Annotated in this window: 10 protein-coding genes; 8 read left to right on the forward strand and 2 right to left on the reverse strand. The window is 44.2% G+C overall.

Annotated elements, in window-relative coordinates; genetic code table 11:
- Window positions 1–5 precede the first annotated feature (5 nt).
- From tamL to accD, 3 genes are read left to right on the forward strand one after another with little or no spacing between them, the layout of a single operon-like run.
- The gene (tamL, locus tag EO130_RS08645) at window positions 6–2,591 is read left to right on the forward strand and encodes a translocation and assembly module lipoprotein TamL (protein ID WP_127141241.1); all 2,586 of its coding nucleotides are present in this window, start codon (window positions 6–8) and stop codon (window positions 2,589–2,591) included.
- Between the two features lie 53 nt (window positions 2,592–2,644).
- The gene (gene fbaA, locus EO130_RS08650) at window positions 2,645–3,712 is read left to right on the forward strand and encodes a class II fructose-bisphosphate aldolase (protein WP_127141115.1); all 1,068 of its coding nucleotides are present in this window, start codon (window positions 2,645–2,647) and stop codon (window positions 3,710–3,712) included.
- A 27-nt stretch (window positions 3,713–3,739) separates the two neighbouring features.
- Window positions 3,740–4,600, forward strand: a complete 861-nt coding sequence (gene accD, locus EO130_RS08655; protein ID WP_127141116.1) for an acetyl-CoA carboxylase, carboxyltransferase subunit beta — start codon at window positions 3,740–3,742, stop codon at window positions 4,598–4,600.
- Between the two features lie 72 nt (window positions 4,601–4,672).
- On the opposite strand, the gene EO130_RS08660 is transcribed toward accD, so the two are convergent.
- A complete protein-coding gene (locus tag EO130_RS08660; RefSeq protein WP_241244326.1) occupies window positions 4,673–5,551 on the reverse strand; it encodes a hypothetical protein in 879 nt (292 codons plus the stop codon).
- Between the two features lie 175 nt (window positions 5,552–5,726).
- Here EO130_RS08660 and rpsO point away from each other — a divergent pair, with 175 nt between their 5' ends.
- The 5 genes from rpsO (at window position 5,727) to EO130_RS08685 (ending at window position 11,391) form a co-directional block, all read left to right on the forward strand.
- Window positions 5,727–5,996, forward strand: a complete 270-nt coding sequence (gene rpsO / locus EO130_RS08665; RefSeq protein WP_127141117.1) for a 30S ribosomal protein S15 — start codon at window positions 5,727–5,729, stop codon at window positions 5,994–5,996.
- A 218-nt stretch (window positions 5,997–6,214) separates the two neighbouring features.
- Window positions 6,215–8,455 carry a polyribonucleotide nucleotidyltransferase gene (locus tag EO130_RS08670; RefSeq protein WP_127141118.1) on the forward strand — a complete coding sequence of 747 codons (2,241 nt, stop codon included), beginning with the start codon at window positions 6,215–6,217 and terminating at the stop codon, window positions 8,453–8,455.
- Between the two features lie 236 nt (window positions 8,456–8,691).
- Entirely contained in the window at window positions 8,692–9,555 is an 864-nt protein-coding gene (locus EO130_RS08675; protein ID WP_100817395.1) for a sigma-70 family RNA polymerase sigma factor, read from the forward strand.
- 187 nt (window positions 9,556–9,742) lie between these two features.
- Window positions 9,743–10,402 carry a ribulose-phosphate 3-epimerase gene (gene rpe, locus EO130_RS08680; RefSeq protein WP_127141119.1) on the forward strand — a complete coding sequence of 220 codons (660 nt, stop codon included), beginning with the start codon at window positions 9,743–9,745 and terminating at the stop codon, window positions 10,400–10,402.
- Window positions 10,402–11,391 (forward strand): YpdA family putative bacillithiol disulfide reductase, encoded by a 990-nt coding sequence (locus tag EO130_RS08685; RefSeq protein WP_127141120.1) that lies wholly within the window; start codon window positions 10,402–10,404, stop codon window positions 11,389–11,391. Before rpe ends, EO130_RS08685 begins: the two co-directional genes overlap by 1 nt.
- 3 nt (window positions 11,392–11,394) lie before the next feature.
- Here EO130_RS08685 and EO130_RS08690 read toward each other — a convergent pair whose 3' ends face one another.
- Window positions 11,395–12,438 (reverse strand): ATP-grasp domain-containing protein, encoded by a 1,044-nt coding sequence (locus EO130_RS08690; protein WP_127141121.1) that lies wholly within the window; start codon window positions 12,436–12,438, stop codon window positions 11,395–11,397.
- Window positions 12,439–12,442: the final 4 nt, after the last annotated feature.

Below are 12,442 nucleotides of genomic sequence, written 5' to 3' on the forward strand. Positions count from 1 at the left end.
CGTCTATGAGTGGTTTTGGTGTATCGTGCAACTGGGCAAAAATAGGATTATTGTTGCTTTTGCTAAGCATTTTGGGTTGCAATACCTTAAAAAAGGTGGGGGAGGATGAATTATTGCTCACCAAAAACACCATTTTGGTCGATGACGAAAAAGTGACCAGCAGCGAAATAAAAGGTCTTATCACCCAAAAACCCAATAGCAATGTACTTGGGTACCCGCTAAAGCTTAATCTTTATAACCTTGCCAAAGAAAATCCCGACTCTTCCTTTGAAGATTGGCTGAACCGAAAAGAAAAAAGGGAAAAACGCCTGAACAATCTGCTCTCCGAAAAACAGGTAAATCGCCTAAGGGAATCATTTATGGTAAAAGGAGCTAGTGAATTTCTCAAACGTATCGGGGAACCACCGGCGATTATCGACACCGCAAAAACGAACAAATCTGTAAGTAAGATAGAGGCGTTCTACAACACCAAGGGATACTTCAACAACTCGGGGGAATATGAAATCATCCCAGGGAAGAACAAAAAAAAGGCAGAGATCGAATATCGTGTTACACTGAACAAACCTTTTATTGTGGACACCATTCAAAAGAACATTACCTCTCCGGAGTTGGATTCCATTTACAAAAGTGCGGAGCGCAGTAGTCTCGTAAAAGAAGGCGAACAGTTCGATTTGGAAAAATTCACCATGGAACGGGAACGCTTGACCAACCTCTTCCGAAACTCTGGGGTGTATAATTTTCAGGAAAGCTCCATCAACTACAACATTCTGCGAGATACTACGCTTGCTGCCGACGACCAATCAATGGATGTACAGTTGAACATTAAAAAATTCCGAAGCACCAACGACAGTACTGACACCAGTATGCCCTATAAAGTGGCACGACATAAAGAAATCAACATTTATGCAGATTATGATATTGGCAGCGGCACGGACACTTTACAAAAAGTTCAGCATGACAATTACAACATTTACTACAAAGGAAAATTAAAGTACAGGCCAAAAGCACTTACCGATGCCGTTTTCTTTGAAAAAGATAGTATCTATAGGGATTTGGACCGTATTCGCACCTACAGACAAATTACGAACCTCAATACCTTTAAGTATCCGAACGTTGAGTTTATACCCGATTCCACACACACCCATTTGGAATCGAACATTTATTTGGCGGCAAAGCCCAAATATTCACTGAACCTGAACTTTGATGTGACCCACTCCAACATTCAGCGGGTGGGTACGGCATTCAGTGCCGGTGTAATCACCAGAAATGTGTTCGGCGGAGCAGAAACCCTAAATATCTCAGCTAGGGGTTCCATTGGTCTGTTGAGCGATGGCTCCCTGTCCGACGAACCCTTTACCTCAGAACTTGGGGGCGATATCAATATCACCTTCCCACGGATTTGGCTTCCGTTTAATACGGAAAGAATCATCCCTTACTATATGTTGCCGCAAAGTAGGTTGTCCGTAGGTACCAATTTTCAAAAGAACATCGGTCTGGACAGGCAATCCCTCAACTCCATACTTTCGTTCAATTGGTCTCCCACAGAACGATTGAAAAACAATATCGAGTTGCTCAACGTGGAATTTGTGCGCAATGTGAACCCTAACAATTTCTTCAACGTCTACCGGAATACATTTTCCAATTTGGACAACATCGCCGATGCCTTTCAGGACGATCCACAGTATGCGGACTTATTCAATCCCGTGGATGAAGAGGGTGAAAATCCCCGATTGAACATTCCCAGAGGTGCCAACGATTTTGTGAGTCGTGTATTGAACGGTGAGATCCCAGTGAGCAATGAAGACTTTGAGCAAGTGAACAGCATTGCCGAAAGACGTAGGCGACTTACAGAAAACAACCTCATTTTCGCTACCAACTTCACCCATACGAAGAACAGCAAATCCGGAATCAATGATCTGGATTTCTATCAATATCGCATCAAACTGGAAAGCGCAGGAGCAATGCTATCCCTGCTCACCAATGTGATTCCCTACAATAGAAACGACCAAGGCCAAAACCTTGTTTTCGGGGTACCCTTTTCCCAATATGTAAAAACGGAATTTGACTACATCCGTCATTGGAGCATTGGAGGTGGACAGGTAATTGCGTTTCGGAGTTTTTCAGGTATTGCGATTCCGTATGGCAATGCGGACAATATTCCCTTTGTACGAAGTTACTTTGCCGGTGGCTCCAACGACAACCGTGCCTGGAACGCCTACGAATTGGGCCCGGGAAGAACCAATAACATCAATGATTTTAATGAAGCCAACCTAAAACTTGCCTTAAATCTGGAATATCGATTCCCCATTGCCGGAGACGTAAAAGGTGCCCTTTTTGCCGATGCTGGGAATATTTGGAACGTATTCGATAACGAGAACAATCCCGAAGCCGTATTCAGCGGATTCTCCTCATTGGCCGACATTGCATTGGGCACTGGATTGGGGTTACGTTACGACTTCACCTATTTTGTGTTTAGATTGGATGTAGGATTTAAAACCTACAATCCTGCCAGGGAAGGTTCCGATCGCTGGTTCGATGGCTATAACTTTAAGAGGGCCGTGTTTAACATAGGGATCAATTATCCGTTCTAGAGGAAATATTTTATTACTTTTGTTTCCTATTTAATTTGAAACCAATTTAAACTATGTCCCACAATATTAAGCCCGGCGTTGCTACCGGTGACGAAGTACAAGCAATTTTCAACCATGCCAAAGCCAACGGATATGCACTTCCTGCGGTAAATGTGATTGGATCGGATACCATCAATGCCGTGATGGAAACCGCAGCTAGCCTAAACTCCCCTGTAATCATCCAATTTTCAAATGGAGGGGCGCAGTTCAATGCGGGAAAAGGACTTTCCAATGAAAATCAGCAAGCCGCCATTTTGGGAGCTGTTGCGGGAGCCAAGCACATACACCAGTTGGCTGAAGCTTACGGAGCAACCGTTATCCTTCACACAGACCACTGTGCGAAAAAATTGCTTCCTTGGATCGATGGGCTGTTGGACGCGAGTGAAAAACATTATAAAGAAACTGGAAAATCATTGTTCAGTTCACATATGATCGATCTTTCCGAGGAACCGATCGAGGAAAATATTGAGATCTGCAAAGAGTACCTTAAGCGAATGAGCAAGATGGACATGACTTTGGAGATTGAATTGGGAATTACCGGAGGCGAAGAAGACGGTGTGGACAATACCGATGTGGACGATTCCAAATTATATACCCAACCCGAAGAAGTTGCTTACGCCTACGAAGAGCTTTCAAAAGTTAGCCACAGATTTACCGTAGCAGCAGCATTCGGCAACGTACATGGCGTTTACAAGCCCGGAAACGTAAAATTGACCCCGAAAATCTTGAAAAACTCCCAAGAGTTCATCACGGAAAAATACGGGGTGGAGCATAACCATATTGATTTTGTATTCCACGGAGGTTCTGGCTCCACTGTGGAGGAAATCCGCGAAGCCATTGGTTACGGTGTCATCAAAATGAACATTGATACCGACCTGCAATACGCATTTTTGGAAGGTGTACGGGACTACATCCAAGGAAAGGCAGATTACCTACAATCGCAAATCGGCAACCCGGATGGCGAAGACCAACCCAACAAAAAATTCTACGACCCACGTGTTTGGCTTCGTGAAGGTGAAAAAACCTTTATTGCCCGCTTGAAAAAGGCTTTTGAAGACCTGAACAACGTGAACACCCTATAAGCCTTTGTCTAACTAAATATTGATTGCATGTCGTCTTGGTTTAAAAGAAAGGAAAAAGGAATACAAACCGCAACGGAAGAGAAAAAGGACACCCCCAAAGGGCTGTGGTACAAATCCCCGACCGGTAAGATTGTGGAGGCCGAGGATTTGGCCAAAAACTTTTATGTAAGTCCAGAAGATGATTACCATGTTAGAATAGGGAGCAAAGAATATTTTGAGATTCTTTTTGATGACAACAAGTTCCGTGAGCTTGATACCAAAATGACGTCCAAAGACCCTTTAAAGTTTGTGGACACCAAAAAATATTCGGACCGTTTGCAGGCTGCACAGAAAAAAACGGGCCTCAAAGATGCCGTAAGGACAGCAGTAGGCAAATCCCAAGGGAAAGACATTGTAGTCGCCTGTATGGACTTCGCCTTTATTGGTGGCTCCATGGGTAGCGTTGTCGGTGAAAAAATTTCAAGGGCCATTGATGTGGCCAAGAGAAAAAAGATTCCGTTCGTCATGATTTCCAAATCCGGGGGCGCCCGTATGATGGAAGCCGCACTTTCCTTGATGCAATTGGCCAAAACTTCCGCCAAGCTGGCGCAATTGGCCGAAGCAGGTATTCCCTACATTTCATTGTGCACCGACCCCACCACGGGAGGAACAACGGCGTCCTACGCCATGCTCGGCGACATCAATATTGCCGAACCAGGTGCTTTGATAGGATTTGCAGGGCCCAGAGTAGTAAAGGACACTACGGGAAAAGACCTCCCCGAAGGTTTCCAAACCGCGGAATTCTTGAAAGAACATGGTTTCTTGGACTTTATCACGCATCGAAGGGACTTGAAGAAAAAAATCAATCTGTATATAGATTTGATTACCAATCAACCCATAAGAGATTAAAAAAAGCCCCGAAATCGGGGCTTTTTCATTTACTGTCAGTTCGAGCGTTATCGAGAACCTTTTACTTGAAAATTATTTCCTAAACCGTCGCAAATACATTTCCTCTTCACTTCCATCAGCATAGGTAAGTACGCCTTTGGCATCACAACTACCATCCCCAAAATCCAGACGTGCTGTGTTCCCCAAACGTGAAATATCCATGATTCCGCTCACTATAAAACGGCATGACAATTCCCTGCGTAAAGGAGCAATCACCTCTTTTACAAATTCATTTCCTGCTCTACTAACATAGGTGCGTTTACCCGTAATCAAGAACACGTTGTCTCCCCAAAACCCGGTGCCAAATCCTTCAATCCATTCTCGGGTTCGGGTACCAGTAAAAGAAGCTGTTTCCCCATTAGGCCATGTCGCCACAAAAATAGCATTGGCCGTTCCTTGTGGATTCCCATTTTCATTGCTTCGTACCCGAACGATGGTGGCATCACCTTCTACCGAAACGTCGTTAAAGGTGAAATCCTCCAGGGTCAGTTCCACACTATTGGAAGCAGCTGCAAGATCAAGAGCATAGCTCAGGTAAACCCTTCCACCCAAAACGTTTCCTGTGGGAAGTTCACAACGTTCACCGAAATCCAAGGTAACCGCCCTCATGCCTTTCTCCAAAGTAACTGTTACGGTAACGCAATCTGGCAAATAATCCGAGCTGTAGTCTCCCTTGGAGGTACTGGCAATTTCTTCGGTGGCGTACACATCTTCGGCAATGCCCATGATTTCATCAGCGATCAAATCAGTTTCATCGCTAAATTGTAGTTCTGTGGCAGACATGACCTCCGCAGTTGTGAGCACCTCTTCATTTGAGTCATCTTTGCTACAGGAAACAAATCCCAACAACAATGCACCCGTAAACAAAGAAGCGATTCCAGTTAAATGGGTTAATTTTAGTCTCTTTTTCATAATGATTGAATTTATAGGTTTGCTTCTTGGATAGGAACTTTGGCAAAAGGTTTAATTTGCCGTTAAAATTCGTAGATTAGGAAAAAGAGTTTATCTTTGCAGGCTGATTGCTTATCCTGAGCATGGTGAAGGAACTGACAATCAATACATAAAAATCATTTAAAAAAATATTGGAATGTATTTAACAAAAGAAGTAAAAGCTGAAATTTTCAAGAAATACGGCGGCTCCGAGGGCAACACCGGTTCTACGGAAGGACAAATTGCCTTGTTCACGCACCGTATCAACCATTTGACTGGTCACCTAAAAAGGAACCACAAGGATTACAACACCGAGCGTTCTTTGGTGGCATTGGTAGGTAAAAGACGTAGTCTTTTGGATTACCTAAAGAAAAAAGACATTGAAAAATATCGTTCCTTGATCAAGGAATTGAATATTAGAAAATAAAACATAAGGGGAGGCTTTGGCTTCCCCTTTGTTTTGATTGAACTTGTTTCAGTCATCCAAAAGTCCTGGGCAACCAGGCAAACACAAAAAGCTACAAATAGTTTTTCATTGGTCAAGTGCCTCCAAGGCACACACAACAACAACACAACCCGACCGCCCGGATGGCGGTAGACCAAATGTTTAACGACCCCGCCACAAGGCAGGGTAAGATTATTTTTATGATTCCAAAGACATTCAGAGAGGTCATAGACCTTGGTGACGGTAGGGAGATTTCTATCGAAACCGGAAAACTGGCAAAGCAGGCCCATGGTTCTGTTGTTGTCCAATCAGGCAAGTGCATGTTACTATGTACGGTTGTCTCCAATTACAAAGCTTCGGATGTGGACTTTTTGCCACTTACCGTTGATTATCGTGAAAAATTTGCTGCTGCAGGACGTTACCCCGGTGGTTTCTTCAAAAGGGAGGCCAGACCGAGCGATGGCGAAGTATTGACCATGCGTTTGGTGGACAGGGTATTGAGACCCTTGTTTCCAAAGGATTACCATTCCGAAACACAGGTAATGATCCAGCTCATGTCGCATGACGAAGAAGTGATGCCCGACGCAATGGCTGGATTGGCCGCTTCCGCAGCCATCCAACTATCGGACCTTCCGTTCGAGTGCCCTATTTCTGAGGTACGCGTAGGGAGAGTCAATGGCGAGCTCATTATCAACCCAACCAGAGCCCAACTTGAAGAATCGGACATCGATATGATGATCGGTGCATCCGCAGATTCTGTGATGATGGTAGAAGGTGAAATGAGTGAGATTTCCGAAGAGGAGATGGTAGAAGCCATCAAATTTGCCCACGAAGCTATCAAAGTACAATGTGCCGCCCAAGTAAAATTGGCTGAAGCTTTTGGCAAAAAAGAGGTTCGTGAGTACGAACCCGAAGCCGAAGATGCCGATCTGGAAAAGAAAATCCACGACATGGCTTACGACAAAGTTTACGAAGTGGCCAAGGCAGGTTCATCCAAAAAAGAACGTAGCGAAGCCTTTGCTGCGATCAAGGAAGAAATCAAAGCCTCCTTTTCCGAGGAAGAATTGGAAGAGATTGGTGATTTGGTTTCCAAATATTACCATAAAGCCGAAAAAGAAGCCGTTAGAAACCTTACCCTAGAGGAAGGACTTCGTTTGGATGGCCGTAAAACTACCGATATCCGCCCCATCTGGTGCGAAATCGATTATTTGCCATCGGTACATGGTTCTGCCATCTTTACCCGTGGCGAGACCCAAGCATTGGCTACGGTCACCTTAGGTACCTCAAGAGAAGCGAACCAAATAGATATGCCATCCTATGAAGGTGAAGAAACATTCTATTTGCACTACAACTTCCCTCCTTTCTCCACTGGTGAAGCAAGACCCATTCGAGGTACTTCACGTAGAGAAGTAGGTCACGGTAACCTGGCGCAACGTGCATTAAAAGGCATGATTCCTGCGGATTGCCCATACACCGTTCGTGTGGTGTCCGAAGTATTGGAATCCAACGGTTCCTCATCAATGGCCACTGTATGTTCCGGAACTATGGCCTTGATGGATGCTGGTATTCAACTGAAAAAACCAGTTTCCGGTATTGCCATGGGATTGATTACCGATATGGAAACCGGTAAGTATGCCGTATTATCCGATATCTTGGGCGATGAAGATCACTTGGGAGACATGGACTTTAAGGTAACCGGTACCGCAGACGGTATCACAGCTTGCCAAATGGACATTAAGGTAAAAGGACTTTCTTACGAAATCTTGGTAAAAGCATTGATGCAAGCCAAAGATGGTAGAATGCATATTTTGGACAAACTTACGGAGACTATTGCTGAGCCAAGGCCAGAGGTGAAATCCTACGCACCTAAAATAGTGACCAGAGTGATTCCAGGTGAATACATCGGAGCCTTGATCGGTAAAGGTGGTGAAGTCATCCAAGAACTTCAGAAAACAACCAAGACCACTATTGTGATCAATGAAGATCCTGATACCGAAGAAGGTATCGTGGAAATCTTGGGTACAGATCAAGATGGTATCGACAGGGTATTGGCCAAAATCGATTCATTGATGTTCAAACCGGAAGTCGGTAGCGTTTATGAAGTAAAAGTCATCAAAATGCTTGACTTTGGAGCTGTAGTGGAATACACTGAAGCGCCTGGCAATGAAGTTCTGCTCCATGTATCCGAATTGGCATGGGAACGTACGGAAAATGTATCTGACGTTGTCAACATGGGAGATGTGTTCGATGTGAAATACTTCGGCCTTGACCCACGGACCAAGAAGGAGAAGGTATCAAGGAAAGCCTTGTTGCCCAAACCTGAAGGGTACAAAGAGCGTGCACCACGAAATGATAGAGACGGTGACCGCAGAGGCGGCGACCGTAGAGGTGGTGGCGATCGTAGAGGTGGCAACCGCGACAGAAAGCCAAGAAGGGACTAGTTTTAATCCTTTCTTTACCAGAAAAACAACCCCGGGGAGACACCTCGGGGTTTTGTTTTTTAAGAAGTCTCAGAGTCTTACAAGGTCACTTCGAGCGCAGTCGTGAAATGATTGATGTCAATAGCTGGAAATAAGGTTTTTTAAAAAAAATGTAATCAAAATGTAACTTTTTCTGTTTTTTGAACGTATAACCTATTGAGCTCCGGTTCACAAATTTAATTTGAAGGGATTATTAGATGAGACAGTTAAAGATTACAAAACAGGTTACCAACAGGGAAACCGCGTCGTTGGACAAGTATTTGCAGGAGATTGGAAAGGTGGATTTGATTACCGCCGATGAGGAAGTGGAATTGGCACAGCGCATTAAAGCGGGAGACCAGGTTGCCCTGGAAAAATTGACCAAAGCCAACCTTAGGTTCGTGGTTTCTGTAGCAAAACAATACCAAAACCAAGGGTTGACACTTCCTGATTTGATCAATGAAGGAAACTTGGGACTCATTAAAGCAGCTCAACGTTTTGATGAAACCCGTGGATTTAAATTTATTTCTTATGCTGTTTGGTGGATTCGCCAATCCATTCTTCAGGCCTTGGCGGAGCAGTCCCGTATTGTTCGTTTGCCTTTGAACAAAATCGGTTCCATCAACAAGATCAACAAAACCTTTGCTTTTTTGGAGCAAGCGCATGAACGTCCACCATCTGCCGAGGAAATTGCCAAAGAATTGGACATGACCGTGGAAGATGTGAAGCAATCCTTGAAAAACTCGGGTCGCCACGTATCCATGGATGCACCTTTGATCGATGGTGAGGATTCCAACCTGTACGATGTATTGCGCAGTGGTGAATCCCCTAACCCGGACAAGGAACTTTTGCACGACTCCCTTCGTACGGAAATCGAGCGTGCGCTGGAGACCTTGACGCCGCGTGAAGCCGACGTTATTAGACTTTACTTTGGTTTGGCAGGTCAACATTCCATGACCTTGGAAGAAATCGGCGAAACTTTTGATCTGACAAGGGAACGCGTTCGTCAGATTAAGGAGAAGGCTATCCGAAGGCTAAAACATACTTCCAGAAGTAAGATTTTAAAGACCTATTTAGGATAAAGTGTAAAAAACACGCTCTAAATTACAGTTAAACTATCCTTAAATTTGATTTTTGGCAGGAAAGTTGTAATTTAGTAAGATATAACAGTTTATCATGACTGTTCGTTTTTTGATTGATGAATAAACTCCGGCTGATTACCGGAGTTTTTTTCGTTTAAAGATGGCCCTAATTGGCTAACTTTGTGACATGAACAAATCAATGATTGCCCCTTCGCTACTGGCATCCGACTTTGCCAATCTTCAACAGGAAATAGAAATGGTAAATCAAAGTGATGCCGACTGGTTCCATTTGGACGTTATGGACGGGGTGTTCGTGCCCAACATTTCCTTTGGAATGCCCGTGATAGCGGCCATTGCCAAACATGCCAAAAAACCATTGGACACCCATTTAATGATTGTTGATCCCGATAGGTACATCAAAACCTTTGCCGATTTGGGGGTGAACCATCTCACGGTTCATTACGAAGCATGTCCACATTTACACAGAACCCTGCAAGCCATCAAAGCCGAAGGTATGAAAGCAGGTGTGGCCATTAACCCGCATACTTCGATAAATTTACTGGAGGACACCATTCAGGATATTGATATTGTTATTGTGATGAGTGTAAATCCGGGATTCGGCGGGCAATCGTTTATCGAAAACACCTACCAAAAAGTGGCAGACCTCAAGGCGCTCATCAACCGCAAGAAGGCCAAAACCTTGATTGAAATCGATGGAGGTGTAAATGCAGGAAATGCAAAAAAACTAATAGACCATGGGGCAGATGTATTGGTAGCGGGCAGTTTTGTTTTCAAAAGTGAAGACCCAAGGGCTACAATTAAAGAATTAAAGGAAAAAATTGCATAATGCAGGAGTTTGATGTTGTCATCATAGGAGGTGGTCCCATTGGGATTGCGTGCGGGCTGGAAGCGAAAAAACAAGGGATTTCCTATATCATCATTGAAAAAGGGACCATAGTGAATTCGTTGTTCAATTATCCAGTGAACATGCAATTTTTCTCTTCCTCGGAAAAACTTGAAATCGACGGGATTCCTTTCATCAGCAAGGAAGCCAAACCCAAACGCAACGAAGCTTTGGAGTACTACCGCCGTATTGTGACCTCCAACCAACTCAACATTCATCTATTTGAAAAAGTGCTGGATACCGAAAAACAGGAAGATTCCTTTTTGGTAAAAACTGATAAGGGTGAATATGTTGCGAAAAATGTAGTACTCGCCACTGGCTTTTACGATTTGCCCAACACCATCAATGTCCCCGGGGAGGATTTGCCCAAGGTATCGCATTATTACAACGACCCACATTTTTATGCCAGCCAAAAGTTGGCGGTTATTGGTGCCAGTAACTCGGCGATAGACGCGGCATTGGAGTGTTGGCGTAAAGGTGCTGAAGTGACCTTGATCATTCGTGGCCCTGAAGTTGGTCCTAGGGTAAAGTACTGGGTGCGCCCCGACATCATTAACCGTATTGAGGAAGGCAGTATTAAGGCTTTTTATAATTCTACTGTTCAGGAAATCAGGCCCAATGAGATTATCATCGAAACTCCTGACGGCCAAATTACCTTAGATAACGATTTTGTGCTGGCGCTTACAGGCTATCGCCCCAATTTTGCTTTTTTGGAAAAATTGGGAATTGCCTTGTCGGATGATTCCAAAAGACTTCCAAAGTATGACCCTGAAACCATGGAGACCAATGTTGACGGTTTATTTTTGGCAGGCGTCATCTGTGGTGGGATGGAAACCCATAAATGGTTTATAGAGAACTCCCGAATTCATGCACCCATCATCATGACTGCTATCAAGCACAAATTGGAATTAGCAGCACAGAAAGCTGAGTAATTCTCAATGAAACTTTAAGCGGGACTGCAAGGCACCATTTTGCTTCAGCATAGATCTCCCATCACGAAAACTTAAGTAGGCATGCCCCTTTTGGTTGTTAAGTATGCTTATTTCACACAACATGCCCCAGTGTCGGGCTACTTCTCGCCAAGCCCACCACAAGGAGTGCTTGGGGTCGTAAATGTGAGTCGCCTCCCCTCCTGCCCCGTTCACTTCGATGATGCTAAAGTTGCGACCTTCACACAAATCTTCAAAGGAGTTGCACAGCACATCTAACCGACCATAATAAAATCCGTTCATTTGAGCGCAAATGCCATCAATGGTTTTTATCAAATCAGAATTTATTCGATGACTGATATCCACAAATTTGGCTCCTCGGGTATGGCTTCCGTAGGGCACCAAAACCATGGTTTCCTCTGCTTCCAATATGTCATTCAGTCGGGCACCGTATTTCTTTCGCAGTACTTTTAGTTGTAGATGACTTCTAGGATTTTTCTTGATGAGCTCCAACATATTGTTATGGCCATCGCCGGTAATGGATAGAAACTCCTTGGACACCACACCGGTAATGGTACCCGATGGTTCTCCAGGCCTTCGCACATAAAAGATGCCCACTTCGTTTTGGTAGGGAATCAGTTCCTGCACCAAAAAATGGGATGGACTCCATTGCACATACTGCTCAAATTCCTCCTCGGTATGAATTTTTTCCACGCCAAACGCTTTCATCCCAATATCAGGTTTCGCAATGAACGGAAAATGAATGCCTTGGTCCATAACACGCTCCAAAGTCACATTAGCGGCGGCATTTTTATCCACGAACAAGGTTTTGGGGATGAACTGTGGAGGGATCATTTGGTAGATGTCCATTTTGGAAATCATCGCCATACCACCATTCTTCATGCTAGGATTGGCAGCGTTAAAAAAGAAAATCGACCTCGCCTTGAACGAATAATAGAGCCAAACGGGAAACATGGGATAATAAATCAACCAGAAGGGCCAATACTCCCAATAGGTGATGCGATGCCATGTCAACTTGAAAAAATCCATGGCC

It is taken from the genome of Flagellimonas marinaquae, from assembly GCF_003992675.1.
Lineage (GTDB): Bacteria > Bacteroidota > Bacteroidia > Flavobacteriales > Flavobacteriaceae > Flagellimonas > Flagellimonas marinaquae.

What these genes read in the sequence shown, in the direction of transcription:
- EO130_RS08685 (WP_127141120.1), top strand. Translation starts at nt 10,402, where the DNA reads ATGCAGGAGTTTGATGTTGTCATCATAGGAGGTGGTCCCATTGGGATT.
- rpsO (WP_127141117.1), top strand. Translation starts at nt 5,727, where the DNA reads ATGTATTTAACAAAAGAAGTAAAAGCTGAAATTTTCAAGAAATACGGC.
- EO130_RS08660 (WP_241244326.1), bottom strand. Translation starts at nt 5,551, where the DNA reads ATGAAAAAGAGACTAAAATTAACCCATTTAACTGGAATCGCTTCTTTG.
- tamL (WP_127141241.1), top strand. Translation starts at nt 6, where the DNA reads ATGAGTGGTTTTGGTGTATCGTGCAACTGGGCAAAAATAGGATTATTG.
- rpe (WP_127141119.1), top strand. Translation starts at nt 9,743, where the DNA reads ATGAACAAATCAATGATTGCCCCTTCGCTACTGGCATCCGACTTTGCC.
- EO130_RS08670 (WP_127141118.1), top strand. Translation starts at nt 6,215, where the DNA reads ATGATTCCAAAGACATTCAGAGAGGTCATAGACCTTGGTGACGGTAGG.
- accD (WP_127141116.1), top strand. Translation starts at nt 3,740, where the DNA reads ATGTCGTCTTGGTTTAAAAGAAAGGAAAAAGGAATACAAACCGCAACG.
- EO130_RS08675 (WP_100817395.1), top strand. Translation starts at nt 8,692, where the DNA reads ATGAGACAGTTAAAGATTACAAAACAGGTTACCAACAGGGAAACCGCG.
- fbaA (WP_127141115.1), top strand. Translation starts at nt 2,645, where the DNA reads ATGTCCCACAATATTAAGCCCGGCGTTGCTACCGGTGACGAAGTACAA.
- EO130_RS08690 (WP_127141121.1), bottom strand. Translation starts at nt 12,438, where the DNA reads ATGGATTTTTTCAAGTTGACATGGCATCGCATCACCTATTGGGAGTAT.